Source organism: Pseudomonas sp. 210_17 TE3656, from assembly GCF_054821965.1.
In genome coordinates, this window is the sequence record NZ_JBTRBC010000001.1 from 2,754,294 (window position 1) to 2,772,417 (window position 18,124).

Below are 18,124 nucleotides of genomic sequence, written 5' to 3' on the forward strand. Positions count from 1 at the left end.
GCTTCAGACCGGCAAGGCCATGTAGAACTGAGTGCCTTGTCCGGGGCGTGAATAAACGCCCATGCGTCCTCCATGCAACTGGACGATTTCCTTGCACAACGCGAGCCCCAGTCCAGCCCCGCCTTTTTTGCGTCCGACCTGGACGAACGGTTCGAAGATCCGTCCCTGCTGGCTGTAAGCAATGCCTTCGCCGCTGTCTTCAACGCTGATGATGACCCGCTCGGCATGCCATCGAGCGTGCAGGCGAATGCTGCCGGCCACAGGGGTGTGGCGCACAGCATTGTCCAGCAGGTTATCCATGACCCGATCAAGTTGCGCTGCATCCGCCTGAATGTGCGGCAGCGGCGATGCCAGCTCCATCTGCAGCTCAATCTGTTTATCACCCGCAGGGCCGGCAAAGCGTTCGCAGGCACGCGTCAGTAGATCGTTGACGGCGCAGGGCATCAGTTCGAGCTTCTGCTGGCCGCTCTGGTAGCGGGAGAAGTTCAGCAGGTCGTTGATCAATTGGGTCAGACGCTGCATTTCCTCACCGACGGTATCGAGCAGGTCGGCCTCACGCGTCTGTGGCGCAAACTTCAGGCGCTCGCGCAGCAGTCCGAAAGCCATGTGCATGCCCGTGACCGGGGTGCGCAGCTCATGCGAGGCGCGCAAGACAAACTCGCTGCGCACGCGCTCGAAGGCACGTTGTTCGGTGACGTCGTGCAGCACCATGACCGCGCCGAGAATCTGCCCGTCGGGGTGGCAGACCGGAGTCAGGCTGTAAGCCAGTAAACGAAGTTCTTCCTCTACCTCCAGGCTCAGGTCCTCCGGCACCCGATCCAGGGGGGAGCCACGCAGCACCAGGCGCAGTTGTTCATCCAGCTCCGGGCGCTGCAGCGCCTCACCAAGCCCACGGCCCAGGCGGCTTTCGTTCCAGCTCAGTTGCCGCTGGGCGACTGGATTGATGTGCTCCAGATGGCCTTGGCGGTCGATGATCAGCAGGCCATCATCAATGCTGTCGAGTACCGCTTGCAGACGTTGTTGGCCGGCGAGCAGTTCATCGACGTTGGTTGCCTGATGTTTGCGCAGCGCTTCAGCCATCAAACCAAAACGCCGGGTCAGCTGGTTCATCTCCAGGGCCTGGGAGACCGGCAAGGTGACCTCGAAATCGCCCTGACCTATCTGATCGGCTGCTTTGGCCAGGGCTTCGATCGGCTGGCCAAAGCGTCGGGCGATGCCATGGGCGGTGACAAAGCCCAGGATCAGCACGCTCAGGCCCACCAGGCCGAGCAGGCCGGAGATCAACAACGCGCGATTATAGGTCAGCTGCTCGCTCTGGTTGATGTGCTCAAGGGCGCGCTTGTGGGCGTCGAGGAGGTCATTGCGCAGCACGCCGAAAGCTTGACCCAGAGGTTGCTCGGTGCCCAGGCCACGTGCCGGAACAGGCGTGTCGCGAAAAGCCTGGAGGTAGTGCTGATAATGGCGGTTGGTGTCGGCGAAGTCTTTACCGGCATTGTCATCACTTTGCTGGTTGAAGCCTTCGTCCAGCAAGTGCTGGAATTGAGCCTGCAGCCCCTCAAGCGTCTTCAGGTCTGCTGGCTCGTTGAGCATCAGCGTCAGCTGTTCTCCGAGGTTCTGCCGCAGTTTCAGGCCCAGATCGAGGGTCGCGGTGTTTTCGTGGATCAGGGCCTGCTGCGACCTGGCCATCTGCAGGACGCTGACCAGGCCTAGCAGCAAGCCCAACAAAGCCACGGTAATGAGCGCCGAAATGCTGAGAAAAAGCCGCGTACGCAGCTTCATCGTCCATTTCATAGGTTGTACTGCTTACGCTTGCGATACAGGGTCGAGGCATCGATTCCCAGGGTCTTGGCTGCCTGGTCCAGGGTTTCACTGGTGGCCAGCACCGCTTCGATATGGGCGCGTTCCAGTTCGTCCAGGCTCATTGCCGCGCCGATGCGCGGGGCATTGCTGATGGTCTGTTCGGCCATGCCCAGGTGGCCGATGTCGACCCGCTCCTGCGGGCAGATGATGCTGGCGCGCTCGACTACATTACGCAGTTCGCGAATGTTCCCTGGCCAGCGGTAGTTGAGCAGCGCCGCCTGCGCTTCGTCGCTGAAACCGCGAGCGGGCCTTGAGTACTCTTTGACGAAGCGTGCCAGGAAACGATCGGCAAGGTGCAGGATGTCTTCGCTGCGCTCACGCAACGGCGGCAGGTGCAAGGTGATGACATTCAGACGATACAGCAGGTCTTCGCGAAAGCGTCCGTCGCGCACCATGTCTTCAAGGTTGAGGTTGGTCGCAGCCAGGATACGTACATCGGCGCGGCGGGTGACCGGGTCACCGACCCGCTCGTATTCCTTGTCCTGGATAAAGCGCAGCAGCTTGGGCTGCAGTGTCAGTGGGAAATCACCGATTTCGTCGAGGAACAGGGTACCGCCATCGGCCTGATTGACCCGCCCCAGGGTGCTTTCACTGGCCCCGGTAAACGCCCCGCGGCTATGCCCGAACAGTTCGCTTTCCATCAGCTCGGTGGTGAGTGAAGGGCAGTTGATGGTGACGCAGGCTTTACGGGCGCGTTTGCTCCAGCCGTGAATCGCTCTGGCCAGCTCGCCCTTGCCGGTTCCGGACTCACCAAGAATGAGGATGTTGGCATCGGTGGTGGCGACCTGGCGCGCGGTCTCCAGCACCGCCATCATCGCCGGGCTGTGCGAGTCCAGGCCGTCCTTGGGTTTGTTGACTTCGCCTTCCAGTGCCTCCAGGCGTGCCGACAGCTGGCGCACTTCCAGCTGTTTGGCCGCAGCCAGGCGCAGTTGGTCAGGGCTACAGGGTTTTACCAGGTAGTCGGCCGCACCCGCCTGGATGGCGTCGACTGCGGTATCGACCGCCGAGTGGGCGGTGATGATGACGATCCGCATCCAGGGTGCCTGAATACGCATCTGCGCCAGTACATCGAGGCCATTGTCTTCACCCAGACGCAGGTCGAGAAAGCACAGGTCGAAGACCTGACGCTGCAGCAAGGTATCGGCCTGGGCCGCACTGTTGGCCGTGGCCACGGTATAGCCTTGATCTTCCAGGCAGTAACGAAAGGTACGCAGGATGGCGGATTCGTCGTCGACCAACAGGATACGGCCTTGATGTTCCTGGGTTGACTCCATTTCCTGCGCTCCTTTTAAGAATGTTCTCTATTAGTGCCGGAGAAATCGGGCAAGTTGCATGTTTTTTCCGATTTGTTCCGTTCACTGCAGGGTAGCTCATCATGCAAATCGCACGACCCCACGCTGGGTATCGTGCAGGATGCGCTCCGATGAAATCTGCGATTCTTTATATCTAGTTGATTTTATTGAATATTTTTTAAATGCGTGGCTGGCATGCACGCTGCAATGACTACTGCAGACAACAATCAATGCAGCAGGAGGAGCTCGGCATGATCCGCCAAATCGCCACCCTGGCGCAGATTTCTCCACTTCAGGTGCGCCAGGGCCTGTTCTTCAGTCTGGCGCTGCTGCTGACCCTCATTGCCGGCCAGCTCCACCACAGCTGGCAGCTTGTACAGGATGCTCGCGCAGTAGCTGCCCAGGCCGCCCTGATGATCAGGACTCCCGTGCCTGCCCAGACAGCGTTGATGCAATCGCAGCCTGCGGCAGTCAGCAGCATCCCGGCTGATGCCCGCGCGCCGCGTGATCGTTGGGTGTTCTGAACGTCACCAGAGGAATTCTTTCAACAACAGTAAGGAGAATCACCATGTTGAGTTGGGCTATCACCTTCCTGATTATCGCCATTGTCGCCGCCGTACTGGGCTTCGGTGGTATCGCCGGCGCCGCTACCGGAATCGCGAAGATCCTTTTCATCGTCTTCCTGGTGCTGTTCGTGGCTTCTTTCTTTTTCGGCCGTGGTAGAGGCTGAGTCATAACAGGTACTGAATGCGACTGGGCATTCACGTACATATATATAGAAGCTGAACCTTTTTCCGTTCCAGGCTTCTATGTTGTGCCCGCCTGAGGAAGGCCGGCACATGACCAAGGGGCCGGGCTGCTCTGATTGTTTCAGGATCGGAGGGGCCTAGGGGTACAAGGAGTGCCTCCGATGAGGGCCGGGTCGGGTGAAGCGGTGGCGGAAGTTCCAGGTCGGGTGGGTCCTCTCGGAGGGAAACGCTTGATCTGACTTCCGCATCGCTTTGGTAATCGTTCGCTTCCTACCGTTCTTTTCCGACTTTCCTACCAGAGGCGTCGACGCATATTTTTGCGCGACCGTACATCGATATTTTTTCAGCCTGCCCAGGTGTTCGAACCGAGGCGATTTCACGCATTCGGATTGTCGAACAATGACTTTATGCATTCAGCTGGATACGTCCAAATCTGCCGGAATGTGGCGCTTTGGCCATCGTCGGAATTCCGAACGGTAGTCGGGCAACCCATTGTGACGTACGTTTTGGCCGATAAACCTCATGCCGATTCGGCATGGGGTAGTCGTTTACGGCATTAGACGGAGCCCCCCCACGTCGGAATAGTTGCGCCTTTTTTCGCTGGCCTGAGCGTTCCTACGCTCGCTTGCGGTGACCTTTTACGGTTTCACCGGCGGATAGCCAAAAACGATACGGATCGCTGACAACAGCTCTGGATTGCGGTTATCAGCCTGGTGATCGGTTCCACTTGAAGAAAAGGTAACGACATGAAGAAGGCAAAGCTAAGCCTCGCCTGGCAGATCCTCATCGGTCTGGTACTGGGGATTGCAATCGGCGCTTTACTGAACCATTTCAGTGCAGAAAAGGCATGGTGGATCAGCAACGTCCTGCAACCTGCTGGTGATATCTTCATTCGCCTGATCAAGATGATCGTCATCCCGATCGTGATTTCGTCGCTGATCGTGGGTATCGCCGGGGTTGGCGATGCGAAAAAACTCGGCAGTATTGGCCTCAAGACCATCATTTACTTCGAGGTGGTCACCACCATCGCGATCGTGGTCGGTCTGGTCCTGGCCAACCTGTTCCATCCGGGTGCCGGTATCGACATGAGTACCCTGGGTACCGTCGATATTTCCAAGTATCAGGCCACTGCGGCTGAGGTTCAGCATGAACACGCGTTCATCGAGACCATCCTCAACCTGATTCCGTCGAACATCTTCGCAGCGCTGATGCGTGGCGAGATGCTGCCGATCATCTTCTTCTCGGTGCTGTTCGGCCTGGGCCTGTCGAGCCTGCAGGCAGAGATTCGCGATCCGTTGGTGAAAACCTTCCAGGGCGTTTCCGAAGCCATGTTCAAGGTCACTCACATGATCATGAACTACGCGCCAATCGGTGTGTTCGCGCTGATCGCCGTGACCGTTGCCAACTTCGGCTTCGCTTCGCTGCTGCCGCTGGCCAAGCTGGTCCTGCTGGTTTACTTCGCCATCGCCTTCTTCGGCTTCATGGTGCTGGGCTTGATCGCACGCCTGTTTGGTTTCTCGATCCTGAAGCTGATGCGTATCTTCAAGGACGAGCTGGTCCTGGCTTACTCCACTGCCAGCTCCGAAACCGTGCTGCCGCGCGTGATCGAGAAAATGGAAGCCTACGGTGCGCCGAAAGCCATCTGCAGCTTCGTGGTACCGACCGGTTACTCGTTCAACCTTGACGGTTCGACCCTGTACCAGAGCATCGCGGCAATCTTCATCGCCCAGCTGTACGGTATCGACCTGTCGATCAGCCAGCAATTGCTGCTGGTACTGACCCTGATGGTGACCTCCAAGGGTATTGCCGGTGTTCCGGGCGTGTCCTTCGTGGTACTGCTGGCCACCCTGGGCAGCGTTGGTATCCCGCTGGAAGGTCTGGCCTTCATCGCCGGTGTCGACCGCATCATGGACATGGCCCGTACCGCCCTGAACGTTATCGGCAACGCCCTGGCAGTGCTGGTAATCGCTCGCTGGGAAGGCATGTACGACGATGCCAAAGGCCAGCGCTACTGGAACTCGCTGCCACACTGGCGCAGCAAAGAAGCTGCACCTGCTGGCAAGACTGCCAACCACTAAGGTGCAGTTTGCCTGAACGAAGAGCCCCGACCTGGTCGGGGCTTTTTCGTTTCAGTTACACACATAGTGGCGGTGCAATGCCTGGCCCGGCCCGCTATCATTCGTCGCAACTTTGTGGGGGAACAACGGATGCTCAACGGCCTTTGGCTTGGCTTTTTCCTGGTCGCGGCCATCTCCGCGCTGGCGCAATGGCTGGTAGGCGGCAATGCCGGCATTTTTGCCGCGATGGTCGAGAGCATCTTCGCCATGGCCAAGTTGTCGGTCGAGGTGATGGTCTTGCTGTTCGGCACCCTGACCCTGTGGCTGGGCTTTCTGAAGATTGCTGAAAAGGCCGGCGTCGTCGACTGGCTGGCCAAAGTACTCGGCCCGCTGTTTGCCCGCCTGATGCCGGAAGTACCGCCCGGCCACCCGGCCCTGGGCCTGATCACCCTGAACTTCGCCGCCAATGGCCTGGGCCTGGATAACGCCGCCACACCCATTGGCCTCAAGGCCATGCGCTCGCTGCAGGAGCTCAACCCCAGCTCGACCACCGCCAGCAACGCGCAGATCCTGTTCCTTGTACTTAACGCTTCGTCGCTGACCCTGCTGCCGGTGACCATCTTCATGTACCGCGCTCAGCAAGGCGCACCGGACCCGACCCTGGTATTCCTGCCGATCCTGCTGGCCACCAGTGCCTCGACTCTGGTCGGCCTGCTGTCGGTGGCGGTGATGCAACGCTTGCGTCTGTGGGATCCGGTGGTCCTGGCTTATCTGGTGCCGGGCGCCCTGCTGTTGGGCGGCTTCATGGCGTTTCTGGGCACCCTGTCGGCCACCGCTCTGGCCGGCTTGTCGTCGATCCTGGGCAACCTGACGCTGTTCGGCCTGATCATCCTGTTCCTGGTGATTGGTGCGTTCAAGCGGGTGAAGGTCTATGAAACCTTCGTAGAGGGCGCCAAGGAGGGTTTTGACGTCGCCAAGAGCCTGCTGCCCTATCTGGTCGCCATGCTCTGCGCCGTCGGCGTGCTGCGCGCCTCAGGCGCTCTGGAGCTGAGTCTGGACGGTATCCGCCATGTGGTGGAATGGCTGGGGATGGATACGCGCTTCGTCGAGGGATTGCCTACCGCACTGGTCAAGCCGTTCTCGGGCAGCGCGGCACGGGCGATGCTGATCGAAACCATGCAGACCCATGGCGTCGACAGCTTTCCGGCGCTGGTGGCAGCGACCATCCAGGGCAGCACCGAAACCACCTTCTACGTGCTGGCGGTGTACTTTGGTGCCGTCGGTATCCAGCGAGCCCGCCATGCGGTGGGCTGCGCACTGCTCGCCGAGCTGGCCGGAGTGGTCGCGGCCATTTGCGTCTGCTACTGGTTCTTTGCCTGAGCCTGGTTGGCCTGGGCCAGCGTCCAGGCCACCAGTTGCGCCATCAGTTGGTCACTGGCGCTGCCGAAACCGTTGACCACTGCCGGCACTTGCTTGTCGCTCAGCGGCTGACGCACTTCAAAGCGGCGGCTGGCGAGGATGCGCTGGCTGCGCCCTTGCACCAGGCGGGCGTCATAGCGGATCACCACGGCCAGGCCGTCGGCGCTGTACTCGCTCTGGAACGCCTGTAGCTCGCCAGCCAGTTCATAGTCAGCCTGCAGGTTGCTGTCATCGGCACTGAGCCGGGGTACGCGGCCATCGCGCTGGAAGGCATCGAGCATGCGGTTGCGCAGCAGCAAGGGGGCCGGATCGCTCCAGCGTGCGCCTTTGTAGTTACTGATCAGGTTGCCTTGAGGGACCACGGCAATTTTCGGGTTGTTCAGGGCATCACTGGCCAACGGCTTGTTCAGTCGCAGCGACCAGCTGGCTGCAGCGCTCCCAGATGTGGCCTGGCTGGTTTGCGCTGAAGGCAGGCGATAGACATCAGCAGGTTCGGCCTGCGGCAGGATCGAGCAGGCACTGCCCAGGCTCAGCGCCACAGCCAGGGCCAGGTAGCGGCAGGTACGACTCATGGCGTGAACTCCTTGTTGGTATCTCGGCCGAGCAGGTAGCCGCTGGGGTTGGCTTCCAGGCGCTGGGAAATCGCTTTCAGCGAGTTGAGGGTCTCGCGCAGCTCACGGATGGCCGGAGCCAGCTGGTTCAGGCCCTGGGCGCCACCGTCGAGGGCTTCGCGGTTGTCGTTGAGCAGGCTGTTGATGGTGGCTGTGCTCTGCGCCAGCGACTGCATGGCCTGTTCGGCGCTGCCGAAGGCTTGCTTGCCCTGGTTGTTGAGCAGGCCATTGGCATTGCGCATCAGTTCGCTGGTTTGCTCGAGCATGGAGCTGGCCTGGTTACCGACCTGGGCCAGTTGCTGGATCGCAGTGCGGATATCCCCGCGTTGCTCGCTGAAGGCTGCCGAGGTCTGCTCCAGGTGATTGAGGGTGTTGCTCAGGCTCTTGGCGTTGTCTTCGGAGAACAGCTGGTTGGCGTTATGCACCAGCATGTTGATGTTGGTCAGCAGGTCGCTGCCGTCATCGAGCAGCCGGGCAATCGGCGAAGGCGAGGCAACAATCACTGGTAGTTTGCCGTCTTTGCCCTTGAGCTCCGGGCTTTGCGGCGTACCGCCACTGAGCTGGATGAAGGAGGTGCCGGTGATACCGGTCAGGGTCAGTTTCGCACGGGTGTCTTCCTTGACCGGGGTATCGGCGCTCAGGCGCACCTGGGCCAGGACCCGGCGCGGGTCCTTGGGATCCAGGCGCAGGCTGGTGACGTCACCTACCTTGATACCGCTGTACTGCACCGAGCTGCCCCGGGACAAACCAGAGACCGCTTCGTTGAACACTACCTCGTAGTCCTTGAAGGTGCTGTCGACACTGGACTTGGTCAGCCACAGGCCGAACAGCATGGCACCGGTGACCACAATGACCGTGACCAGGCCGATCAGCACATGATGTGCACGGGTTTCCATCTCAGAGCTCCTTTGCCGCTGTGGCGGCCTGATACGCCGCACGGCCACGCGGGCCATGAAAGTATTCGTGAATCCAGGCGTCGTCGGTGTCTTCGACCTGGGCAATCGGGCCTGCCACCAGGACTTTCTTCTGCGACAGCACCGCCACCCGGTCGGTGATGGTGTAGAGGGTGTCGAGGTCGTGGGTGATCAGGAACACGCTCAGGCCCAAGGCGTCGCGCAGGGTCAGAATCAACTGGTCGAAGGCTGCCGCACCGATCGGGTCGAGGCCCGCGGTGGGTTCATCGAGAAACAGAATGTCCGGGTCCAGGGCCAGGGCGCGGGCCAGCGCGGCGCGTTTGATCATGCCGCCGGACAGTGATGAGGGGTATTTGTCGGCGGCGGAAATCGGCAAGCCGGCCAGGGCCAGCTTGACCCCGGCCAGGTGCTCGGCGTCGGCGCGGGACAGGCCGGCATGTTCGATCAGCGGCAAGGCGACGTTCTCGGTTACCGTCAGCGAAGAGAACAGCGCGCCCTTCTGGAACAGCACGCCAAAGCGTCGTTCGACCTTCGAGCGCTGCTCGTCGTTTACACCGCTGAGGTTCTGGCCGAATACCTTGACCTGACCTTCGTTCGGCCGCCGCAGGCCGACGATGCTACGCAGCAGTACCGACTTGCCACTGCCCGAACCACCGACCACGGCGAGAATTTCGCCGCGGTACAGGTCCAGGTCCAGTTGTTCGTGCACGCTCTGGGTACCGAAGCGGTTGCAGATGCCACGCGCTTCGATCACCGCCTCGCGGCGCTCGGGGGTTGTCTGGCTCACCAGCCCATCTCCATGAAGAACAACGCAGCCACCGCATCGAGGACGATCACCACGAAAATCGACTGCACCACGCTAGAGGTGGTGTGGGCCCCCACCGACTCGGCGCTGCCGCTGACTTTGAAGCCTTCCAGACAGCCAATGGCCGCGATCAGGAAGGCAAAGAACGGCGCCTTGGCCAGGCCGACGAGGAAGTGCTGCACACCGATGTCGCTTTGCAACAAGGACAGGAACATGGCGGGCGAGATATCCAGCGACAACGCGCAGACCACTCCGCCACCGATGATGCCGCAGATCATCGCGAGGAAGGTCAGCAGCGGCAGTGCAATCAGCAGTGCCAGCACCCGAGGCACCACCAGCAGCTCTACCGGGTCCAGACCGAGGGTACGGATGGCGTCGATCTCTTCATTGGCTTTCATCGAGCCGATCTGCGCAGTGAAGGCACTGGCGGTACGACCGGCCATGAGGATGGCGGTCAGTAATACACCGAATTCACGCAGGAAGGAGAATGCAACCAGGTCAACGGTGAAGATACTGGCGCCAAACCCGGCGAGCACCGTGGCGCCGAGGAAGGCCACCACTGCGCCGACCAGAAAGGTCAGCAGGGCAACGATGGGCGCGGCATCCAGGCCGGTCTGTTCGATGTGCGCGACGACTGCAGTGACCCGCCAGCGCCGTGGCTGGAACAGGCGCAGCACCAGGGTTTGCAGGATCAGGCCGACAAAACCGAGGATCTGCAGGGTGTCTTGCCAAAGGGTGTCGACCGCGCAGCCAATGCGGCTGAGCAGCTGGATCAGTACCGATTTCTCGGGCTGCTTTTCCGGGATGCAGAAGTCTTGCACCGAGCAGTAGACCGTCTGCAGCAGTGCCCGGCTGGCTTCGGGCAGCTGGGCGGTCTCGGTCAGGCGCGATAATCGCTCGGCACCGAGCAGTTCAGCCAGCAGTGAAGCGCCAGCGGTATCCAGCTGGCCCAGCTGTTCGAGATCGATCTCGGTGCGCTGGTCATACTGGCCGGCCAGGCGCTCGCTGCTGCGCTTGAGGTTGGCGTAGTTGGCCAGGGTCCAGTCACCGACAATCCGCAGGCACGCCGGGTTGCTCGTGGTGTCGAGGGTTGCGCTGGCTTGTGTAGTCATAGGCTCCATGCAGTCGACCGACAGTTTCGCAGCCTCAGAGCATAGCGTTACTCGGCCTTCGGCGCTTGACCATCGTCAACCACCCGGAAGCGCAGCACTCCGATGACCTGGCCATCTTCGGTCAGCACCCTCACCTGCCAGCGGCCCACCGGGTTGGCGGGGAAGTTCTGCTTATGCGTCCAGGCCCGATAGCCTTCCTTGCGGCCACCGTGGATGTCCAGGGCAATGCGATCGACTTCTTTGCCGTTGAACTGCCAGACGTGATAAATCCGCTCGTTCAGCCCGCGCGGGGCATTGATAGCGGTAAAGGCGTAGAGCCCGGCGCGGATCTCGCTGGCCTTGACCTCACTCAGGCTCTTGCCTGGCGTGCGGTTCTCCAACTGGGTGCTGACGGCCACGTCAGTCATCCACAACGTGGCCGGTGGAACCCAGGAACGCAGCATCCAGCCGCTGGCGCCAACGGCCAGGGTCAGCACTACCAGCATGACCCCGCGCCGCCAGTGCTGAATGGGGAAGCTGCTGGCCAGGCTTGGGAACGACAGCAGCATGGCAGTCACCAGGGCCAGCTTGAAGCTTTGTGAGGTGGTCAGGTGCAAAATGATCGGTAGCGCGGTGAGCAACGCCGCGAACAGGGTCAGGGTATGCAGCGCGAGGAACAGCCAGCGCCGCGGGGCCAGCCATTTGTAGTACAGGGGATCAATGATCGATATCAGCCCGGCGGCGCCAAGCAGGCCGGTAAATACCAGTTGGCCGCTGTTCCAGGTGGTAGTGACGAAAAAGAACGGCAGGACGAAGAACAGGCTTTCCTGGTGAATCATCTGCGTGGCATAGCGCAGCAGTGGCTGCGGGATCTCGCGCTTGAACACCTTGGTGAACAACTGGGTGAAGGTGTTTTCCAGCATCAGCCAGATCCAGCTGATCAGCATCACGATGGCAATCCAGCTGGCCAGGCCTTCCTGGCGGTCGACCAGGATGAAGCTGGCGATCCCGGAGATAAAACCGCCGAGGGCGATGACGCCGGGGTAGCGCTTGATCAGTTCGATCAGCCGCTGGAGATAATGAGGCATGAAGGTGTTCGCAGGGTGAGGTTAAAACCGCTACAGGATACCGTGCTTTGTACTGGCCAGCTGCCTTGTCTTGCTATTTCGCCGGGGCCTGCTTGTGCCTGCGTCGGCTCCAGATCAAACCACCGGCCAGAAGCCCTCCCAAACCCAGTGCCACCAACCCATACAACTGGTCATAACTGATCAACGGCTGCTCGATTCGCACAAACCCGGGCCTGGCCAGCAGCTGCCGCAGTGCCTGATTGGCATCACTCAGGCTGACCCGGCGCATGGCGCGCACCGGGTCGGCAAAGCGTCCGTCAAGGTAATCGTTCAGCGCGCCCCAGTAGTAGTCCGCCAGTGCCGCGTTGCCCTGGGTGGTCCAGGCTTCGCGATCGATTGCCGCCTGTTTGACCCGCTCGAAGGTGGCCGGGTCCAGGCCGTGCTTGCGCAACTGCTCAAGCATGTCGCTCAAGGCCTGCTCGGCTTCCTTGATGTCGGCGCGGTCGAGGTCGGCATTGAGGCTCATCACGCCGGTATCGCCGAAGCTTTCCCGTTGGCTGAAAGGTCCGTACGACAGCCCGTGCTTGAGCCGCAACTGTTCATACAGTGCCCAGTCCAGATAGCGTTGCAGCAGGTCGTAGGTCTGGCTGTGATCGTTGTCCAGCACCGGTTCGAGGAACAACCAGTGCAGGCGGGCACTGTCGCCGAGCCAGCCGCGGATCAGTTCACGACGGGCTTCGGCTTTGTGGGTAACGCCTTCCAGTGTGCGGCGTTTGCCGGGTTCGGCTGGCTGCAGTTCGCCATAGCTGCGTTCCAGGTAGGCTGGTAGCAGACGATCGAGGCCGCCGACCACAATCAGGCTCATGTTGTTGGCGGCGTACCAGTGCTGGCGCACATCCTTGACCTGTTCCACGGTCATGTCGGCCACCGCCGAGCGCTCGGCGCACTTGAGCCCCAGCTCCACTGCCAGCTGGTCGCTGGCGCGGTGGCCGAGGTCCTGGCGGTCCAGCCAGCGCTGCAGGTGGGAATAGTGACCGCCATCTTCGCGTTCGACGATCTTCTTCGACAGCGCCAGCGCCTTTTCGTCGATCTCGGTGTCTTTGATCACCGCCAGCAGCAGGTCGAGCACCTTGCGCTGGTTACGGGCCGGAGCTTCGATGACAAAGGTGGTGTCGGCACTGCTGGTGTAGGCGTTCCATTCACCGCCGAGAACCTGCATGCGCGCTTCCAGGCCGCCTTCGCCGCTGCCGTCGAGGCCACTGAACAGCACGTGCTCGAGCAAGTGCGGCAGCTCTTGCTGTTCACAGGGAAAATCATCGAAGCCAACCCCGACCACCAGCCGAATCGACACATGATTGCGCTCATAGCCCGACTTGAGCAGCACCTGCAAACCATTGGGCAGCAGGTAGCCTTCGACCTGTGAGCGGTCGAGGGCAAAGCCGGGCATGGCCCCCAGCAGCAGGCACAGGAACATCAGGCAACGCATGGCGAGCTTCCTTGCGGGGGTTCTACGGTAGCGGTCAAGGTGAATGGGCATCGTCCGGGACACTGTCGAGCAGCAAACCGCCGGTATCGGAACCACCCAATACTACATAGGCACTGCTGCAGAACAAGGAGTTCAGTCGTTTCATATCGGCAATCAGTTCCAGGTGCAAGGCGCTGGTTTCGATACTTTGCACCACTTTACGTTGCAGGCGGCTGACATGCGCATGGGCCAGGCGCCGTTCCTGAGCGCGAAAGCGGCGTTTTTCCCGCAGCAACTGGCGGGCACTTTCCGGGTCGGCACTGAGAAAGACCGACAGCCCCAGGCGCAGGTTGGCGAGTAACTGGCTGTGCAGGCCGGTCAACTCCTCCAGGCCGACATCAGAGAACTCCCGGCGCTGGGAGGTCTTCTGCTGCTGCACCTTGCGCAGCATGCGTTCGATCAGGTCGCTGGCCAGCTTGAGGTTGATCACCAATTCGATGATTTCCGCCCAGCGCTTGCTGTCCTGAGTGCTGAGGTCTTCGCGGGGCATTTGCGCCAGATACAGTTTGATCGCGTTGTTCAGCGCTTCGACGTCTTCGCCCAGGCTGCGTACCTGCTGCGTCATCGCTGTGTGGGTGCCCAGCAGAACGCCGTGCATGGCGTCGAGCATGTTGTCGATCAGGTCGCCCACACGCAAAGTCTCACGCACAGCGTTGGCCAGGGCCAGGCTCGGGGTGCTCAGCGCCGCCGGGTCCAGGTGACGCGGCCGGGCCCGGCCATTGGCCTCGGCCCGCTCCGGTAGCAGCCAGCTGCAGATGCGGGCCATGGGTTTGACCGTCGGCAGCATGATCAGGCAGCGCAGGGTGTTGTAGAGCAGGTGAAATCCGATCACCAGTTCCTGGGCACTGAACGTCAGGCTGTCCATCCAGCGTACCAGCGGGTCGAGCACCGGGATGATCAGGATCAAGCCGATCAGCTTGTACAGCAGGCTGCCCAGGGCCACCTGGCGCCCGGCGGCGTTCTGCATGCTGGTGCTGAGGAAGGCCAGCAAGCCGCTACCGATGTTGGCGCCAATGACCAGGCCGATGGCCACCGGCAGGCTGATCAGCTCGGCGCCGGCCAGGGTCGCGGTGAGCAGTACTGCGGCCAGGCTTGAGTAGGAAATCAGCGCAAACAACGCACCGACCAGGGCGTCGAGGAGGATATCGCCAGTCAGCGAGGCGAACAGCACTTTCACCCCCTGGGCCTGGGTAATCGGTGCAGCGGCTTCGACGATCAGTTGCAGGGCAAGAATGATCAGGCCCAGGCCAATACCGACGCGGCCCAACTGTCCGGCCCGGGTCTGTTTGCGCGAGAGAAAAAAGATCACCCCGAGGAAGATCAGCAGCGGCGACAGCCACGACAGGTCAAAAGTCAGCACCCGCGCCATCAGCGCCGTACCGACATCGGCGCCGAGCATGATCGCCAGCGCCGGGGTCAAGGACATCAGCCCCTGACCGACAAAGGAGGTCACCAGCATCGCCGTCGCGTTACTGCTCTGGACCATGGCGGTCACCAGGATCCCGGCAAGGAACGCCAGCGGGCGCCTGGACATGTTCTGACTCAGCACGCGCCGCAAGTTGGAGCCATACACCCGCAGGATGCCAGTACGCACAATGTGCGTGCCCCAGATCAGCAGCGCCACGGCGGAAAGCAGATTGAGCAGGGTCAGCATTGAACAGGCCCCCTGTTGATCGTGCCCCAGTGGGACAAATGGATGGTGCCGTGAGCCTGGCCTGATCGCAGGCGGTTTTTCCCAGTGCTCACTTAAGCTGTAGTCGGCCCAAGGGCTTGGCGCCAGCATCGCATAGCCAGCGCGAGCTTTGAAACAAAACCGTCATGAAATCAAATGAAAAAAGGGCCCCGCAGGGCCCTTTCAACAGATGCTCCAGGTTTACTGACCCGGAATATCCTTGCGAAGTTTCACCGGTTCGCCTTGTTCCTGGTTTCTTTTCCGGGCCATGGCGGTGCGCATCTTGATGTTGATGGCCTCGACTGCCAGAGAGAAGGCCATGGCGAAGTAGACGTAGCCCTTCGGCACATGCACCTCGAAGGCTTCGGCGATCAGCACGGTACCGACGACGATCAGGAACGACAGGGCGAGCATCTTCAGCGAAGGATGCTTGTCGATGAAGTTACTGATGGCACCGGCGCAGAGCATCATCACCAGTACGGCGACCACGATCGCCGCGATCATCACCGGAACATGGGAGACCATGCCGACTGCGGTGATCACCGAGTCCAGCGAGAACACGATGTCGATGATGGCAATCTGGATGATGGTGTAGAGGAACTTGCCGCCTTTACCGGCAGGCTCGTCGTGGGTTTCATCCTCGCCTTCCAGACCGTGGTAGATCTCTTGCGAGCTTTTCCACAGCAGGAACAGGCCACCGAAGAACAGGATCAGGTCGCGACCGGAGATACCCTGGTCGAACACCACGAACAGGTCGGCCGTCAGGCGCATCACCCAGGTGATCGACAGCAGCAGCAGAATGCGGGTGACCATGGCCAGGGCCAGGCCGAAAATCCGGGTGCGTTGCTGCATGTGCTTGGGCATGCGGCTGACCAGGATCGAGATCATGATGATGTTGTCGATGCCGAGAACGATCTCAAGAGCCGTCAGGGTAAAAAAGGCAACCCAGATTTCTGGGCTGGTCAGCCATTCCATGTGTATTCCTTCGTGCGATAAATGCAGAACGCCCGGGCAAGGGGCGTGCTGCGGTTGTATGAAGCTGTTGTCTTATAGGCTGCTGAACAGTGGGAAAATTCCCATGAGCAGCGCGGCGAGCATTATGCACAGGCAGACCAGCACTGCCCACTTCAAGGTGAAGCGCTGATGATCGCCGAAGTCGATGCCAGCCAGGGCCACCAACAGATAGGTAGAGGGTACCAGCGGGCTGAGCAGATGCACGGGTTGGCCGACGATCGACGCGCGGGCCATTTCCACTGGCGAGATGCCGTAGTGGCTGGCGGCTTCGGAGAGTACCGGCAGCACCCCGTAGTAGAAGGCGTCGTTGGACATGAAGAAGGTGAACGGCATGCTCACGATCGCGGTTATCACTGCCAGGTAGGGGCCCAGTGCTTCAGGAATCACTGCCAGCAGGCTCTTGGACATGGCTTCGACCATGCCGGTGCCCGACAGAATGCCGGTGAAGATACCGGCGGCGAAGATCAGCCCGACCACCGCCAGTACACTGCCGGAATGCGCGGCAACGCGGTCTTTCTGCATTTGCAGGCAAGGATAGTTGACGATCATGGCAATACTGAAGGCAACCATGAAAAGCACCGGCAGCGGCAGCAGGCCAGCGACTAGGGCAACCATCAGCGCGCTGGTCAGAGCACCGTTGAACCAGATCATTTTCGGACGACGAGCATCGGGGAACTGCGAAACGCTGATTTCGCTGTGGTCGATTTCGTCACCTGGCAGGTGCAACTCGCCCAGGCGGGCGCGTTCGCGCTTACCGTACATGTAGGCAATCGCAAGAATCGCCACTACACCTGCGAGCATGGCCGGGATCATCGGCACGAAGATGTCCGAAGGGTCGACATGCAGGGCGCTGGCCGCACGTGCGGTCGGGCCGCCCCAAGGGGTCATGTTCATCACTCCGCCAGCGAGAATGATCAGGCCGGCCATGATCCGTGGGCTCATGCCCAGGCGGCTGTACAGCGGCAGCATGGCCGCCACGCAGATCATGTAGGTGGTGGCGCCGTCGCCGTCCATCGACACGACCAGAGCCAGCACAGCGGTGCCCACCGAGACTTTCAGCGGGTCACCTTTGACCATCTTGAGAATCTTGCGCACGGCCGGATCGAACAGACCGGAATCGATCATCAGACCGAAATACAGGATGGCGAACATCAGCATCACCCCGGTCGGGGCCAGCTTGGTGATGCCTTGCAGCATCATCGGTCCGATATCGCCCGAGAAGCCACCGAACAGGGCGAAAATGATCGGCACCAGGATCAGGGCGATCAAGGCCGACAGGCGCTTGCTCATGATCAGGTACATGAAGGTGATGACCATGGCAAAGCCGAGGAAGGTCAGCATAGGAGTACTCCAGGCGTATCGCGTCGAAAAAGGAACGAGTCGGGCGGATCAGCGCGCGAGGCGCGGCGCATGGAATAGCGGAGGGTGTGCAGCGGGGAGGCGGTTGTAAGCAAACATCAGAATCACCATTGTTGTTGTTAATTGGGCCGGGCGCTGTACAGGAAGTCAGGTGCCCTGGCTGACCGGTCTGTGCCGGTAGTGGCGGTCATCCTAAGCCGGCAAGCTTTCAGCCAGCTTTCGCTGGCCCAATGGCGACGAGAGGTGCATTGTTGGCGTCAGGTCACAGGTGCGGGAGGGACAAGTGATGGGCGATACATACGAAGGCGGCTGCCATTGCGGCGCCTTGCGCTACCGGGTTCGAGGGCCGTTGACGGACGTTGCGCACTGTCATTGCTCGGTCTGCCGGCGGGTCAGTGGCGGGCTGCTGGTGACCTGGGCGACCCTGCCCTGCGCAGATTTCCAGTGGTTGAGCGGTACGCCGCAACGCTACGATTCTTCACCCAGCTGCGTACGCTACTTCTGCAGCCGATGCGGGGCGCATGTGGCGCTGACCACCGACCTGAGCCCGGAAACCATCGACATCACCATCACCACCCTGGATCAGCCTGAACTGGCCCGGCCGCAACGGCATATCTGGACCAGTAGCCGCCTGCCCTGGCTGCATCTGGATGAGCATCTGCCGGGCGAGCCTGAAGAAACCCTCTAGA

The 18,124-nt window shown here is 60.9% G+C and carries 16 protein-coding genes; 5 read left to right on the forward strand and 11 right to left on the reverse strand.

Features of this window, described 5'->3' with window-relative positions; genetic code table 11:
* Positions 1 to 3: 3 nt before the first annotated feature.
* Both ACVI9W_RS12940 and algB read right to left on the reverse strand, forming a co-directional pair.
* Entirely contained in the window at positions 4 to 1,791 is a 1,788-nt protein-coding gene (locus tag ACVI9W_RS12940) for a KinB sensor domain-containing domain (RefSeq protein WP_461530201.1), read from the reverse strand.
* A complete protein-coding gene (algB, locus tag ACVI9W_RS12945) occupies positions 1,788 to 3,134 on the reverse strand; it encodes a sigma-54-dependent response regulator transcription factor AlgB (RefSeq protein WP_191833166.1) in 1,347 nt (448 codons plus the stop codon). The genes ACVI9W_RS12940 and algB overlap by 4 nt, the downstream gene beginning before the upstream one ends.
* A 269-nt stretch (positions 3,135 to 3,403) precedes the next feature.
* Between algB and ACVI9W_RS12950 the strand changes: the two genes are divergently transcribed.
* The 4 genes from ACVI9W_RS12950 to ACVI9W_RS12965 all read left to right on the forward strand — a co-directional run bounded on the left by ACVI9W_RS12950 (position 3,404) and on the right by ACVI9W_RS12965 (position 7,338).
* On the forward strand, positions 3,404 to 3,676 hold the full coding sequence (locus tag ACVI9W_RS12950; RefSeq protein WP_461530202.1) for a hypothetical protein: 273 nt from the start codon (positions 3,404 to 3,406) through the stop codon (positions 3,674 to 3,676).
* Positions 3,677 to 3,720: 44 nt separating this feature from the next.
* On the forward strand, positions 3,721 to 3,882 hold the full coding sequence (locus ACVI9W_RS12955; RefSeq protein ID WP_003252966.1) for a DUF1328 domain-containing protein: 162 nt from the start codon (positions 3,721 to 3,723) through the stop codon (positions 3,880 to 3,882).
* Between the two features lie 765 nt (positions 3,883 to 4,647).
* Positions 4,648 to 5,979, forward strand: coding sequence for a glutamate/aspartate:proton symporter GltP (gene gltP / locus ACVI9W_RS12960; protein ID WP_038605269.1), 1,332 nt, complete (start codon positions 4,648 to 4,650; stop codon positions 5,977 to 5,979).
* A 129-nt stretch (positions 5,980 to 6,108) separates the two neighbouring features.
* Positions 6,109 to 7,338, forward strand: a complete 1,230-nt coding sequence (locus ACVI9W_RS12965) for a nucleoside recognition domain-containing protein (RefSeq protein WP_038605272.1) — start codon at positions 6,109 to 6,111, stop codon at positions 7,336 to 7,338.
* On the opposite strand, the gene ACVI9W_RS12970 is transcribed toward ACVI9W_RS12965, so the two are convergent.
* The 9 genes from ACVI9W_RS12970 to ACVI9W_RS13010 form a co-directional block, all read right to left on the reverse strand.
* The gene (locus ACVI9W_RS12970; protein ID WP_461530203.1) at positions 7,320 to 7,949 is read right to left on the reverse strand and encodes an ABC-type transport auxiliary lipoprotein family protein; all 630 of its coding nucleotides are present in this window, start codon (positions 7,947 to 7,949) and stop codon (positions 7,320 to 7,322) included. The two genes, ACVI9W_RS12965 and ACVI9W_RS12970, sit on opposite strands and share 19 nt — an antisense overlap.
* The gene (locus tag ACVI9W_RS12975; RefSeq protein ID WP_461530204.1) at positions 7,946 to 8,884 is read right to left on the reverse strand and encodes an MlaD family protein; all 939 of its coding nucleotides are present in this window, start codon (positions 8,882 to 8,884) and stop codon (positions 7,946 to 7,948) included. Before ACVI9W_RS12975 ends, ACVI9W_RS12970 begins: the two co-directional genes overlap by 4 nt.
* Before the next feature lies 1 nt (position 8,885).
* The gene (locus ACVI9W_RS12980; RefSeq protein WP_371262017.1) at positions 8,886 to 9,656 is read right to left on the reverse strand and encodes an ABC transporter ATP-binding protein; all 771 of its coding nucleotides are present in this window, start codon (positions 9,654 to 9,656) and stop codon (positions 8,886 to 8,888) included.
* Between the two features lie 29 nt (positions 9,657 to 9,685).
* Positions 9,686 to 10,828, reverse strand: coding sequence for an MlaE family lipid ABC transporter permease subunit (locus ACVI9W_RS12985; RefSeq protein WP_461530205.1), 1,143 nt, complete (start codon positions 10,826 to 10,828; stop codon positions 9,686 to 9,688).
* Positions 10,829 to 10,866: 38 nt separating this feature from the next.
* Entirely contained in the window at positions 10,867 to 11,886 is a 1,020-nt protein-coding gene (locus ACVI9W_RS12990) for a DUF5924 family protein (protein WP_038605283.1), read from the reverse strand.
* Positions 11,887 to 11,959: 73 nt separating this feature from the next.
* Entirely contained in the window at positions 11,960 to 13,351 is a 1,392-nt protein-coding gene (locus ACVI9W_RS12995; protein WP_461530206.1) for a M16 family metallopeptidase, read from the reverse strand.
* 34 nt (positions 13,352 to 13,385) lie between these two features.
* The gene (locus ACVI9W_RS13000; protein WP_038605295.1) at positions 13,386 to 15,044 is read right to left on the reverse strand and encodes a Na/Pi cotransporter family protein; all 1,659 of its coding nucleotides are present in this window, start codon (positions 15,042 to 15,044) and stop codon (positions 13,386 to 13,388) included.
* 219 nt (positions 15,045 to 15,263) lie between these two features.
* A complete protein-coding gene (locus ACVI9W_RS13005; RefSeq protein WP_038605297.1) occupies positions 15,264 to 16,037 on the reverse strand; it encodes a TerC family protein in 774 nt (257 codons plus the stop codon).
* A 72-nt stretch (positions 16,038 to 16,109) separates the two neighbouring features.
* Positions 16,110 to 17,417 carry a CitMHS family transporter gene (locus ACVI9W_RS13010; protein ID WP_038605299.1) on the reverse strand — a complete coding sequence of 436 codons (1,308 nt, stop codon included), beginning with the start codon at positions 17,415 to 17,417 and terminating at the stop codon, positions 16,110 to 16,112.
* A 304-nt stretch (positions 17,418 to 17,721) separates the two neighbouring features.
* Between ACVI9W_RS13010 and ACVI9W_RS13015 the strand changes: the two genes are divergently transcribed.
* Positions 17,722 to 18,123: a GFA family protein gene (locus ACVI9W_RS13015; RefSeq protein ID WP_461530207.1), complete on the forward strand. Its 402-nt coding sequence runs from the start codon at positions 17,722 to 17,724 to the stop codon at positions 18,121 to 18,123.
* Position 18,124: the final 1 nt, after the last annotated feature.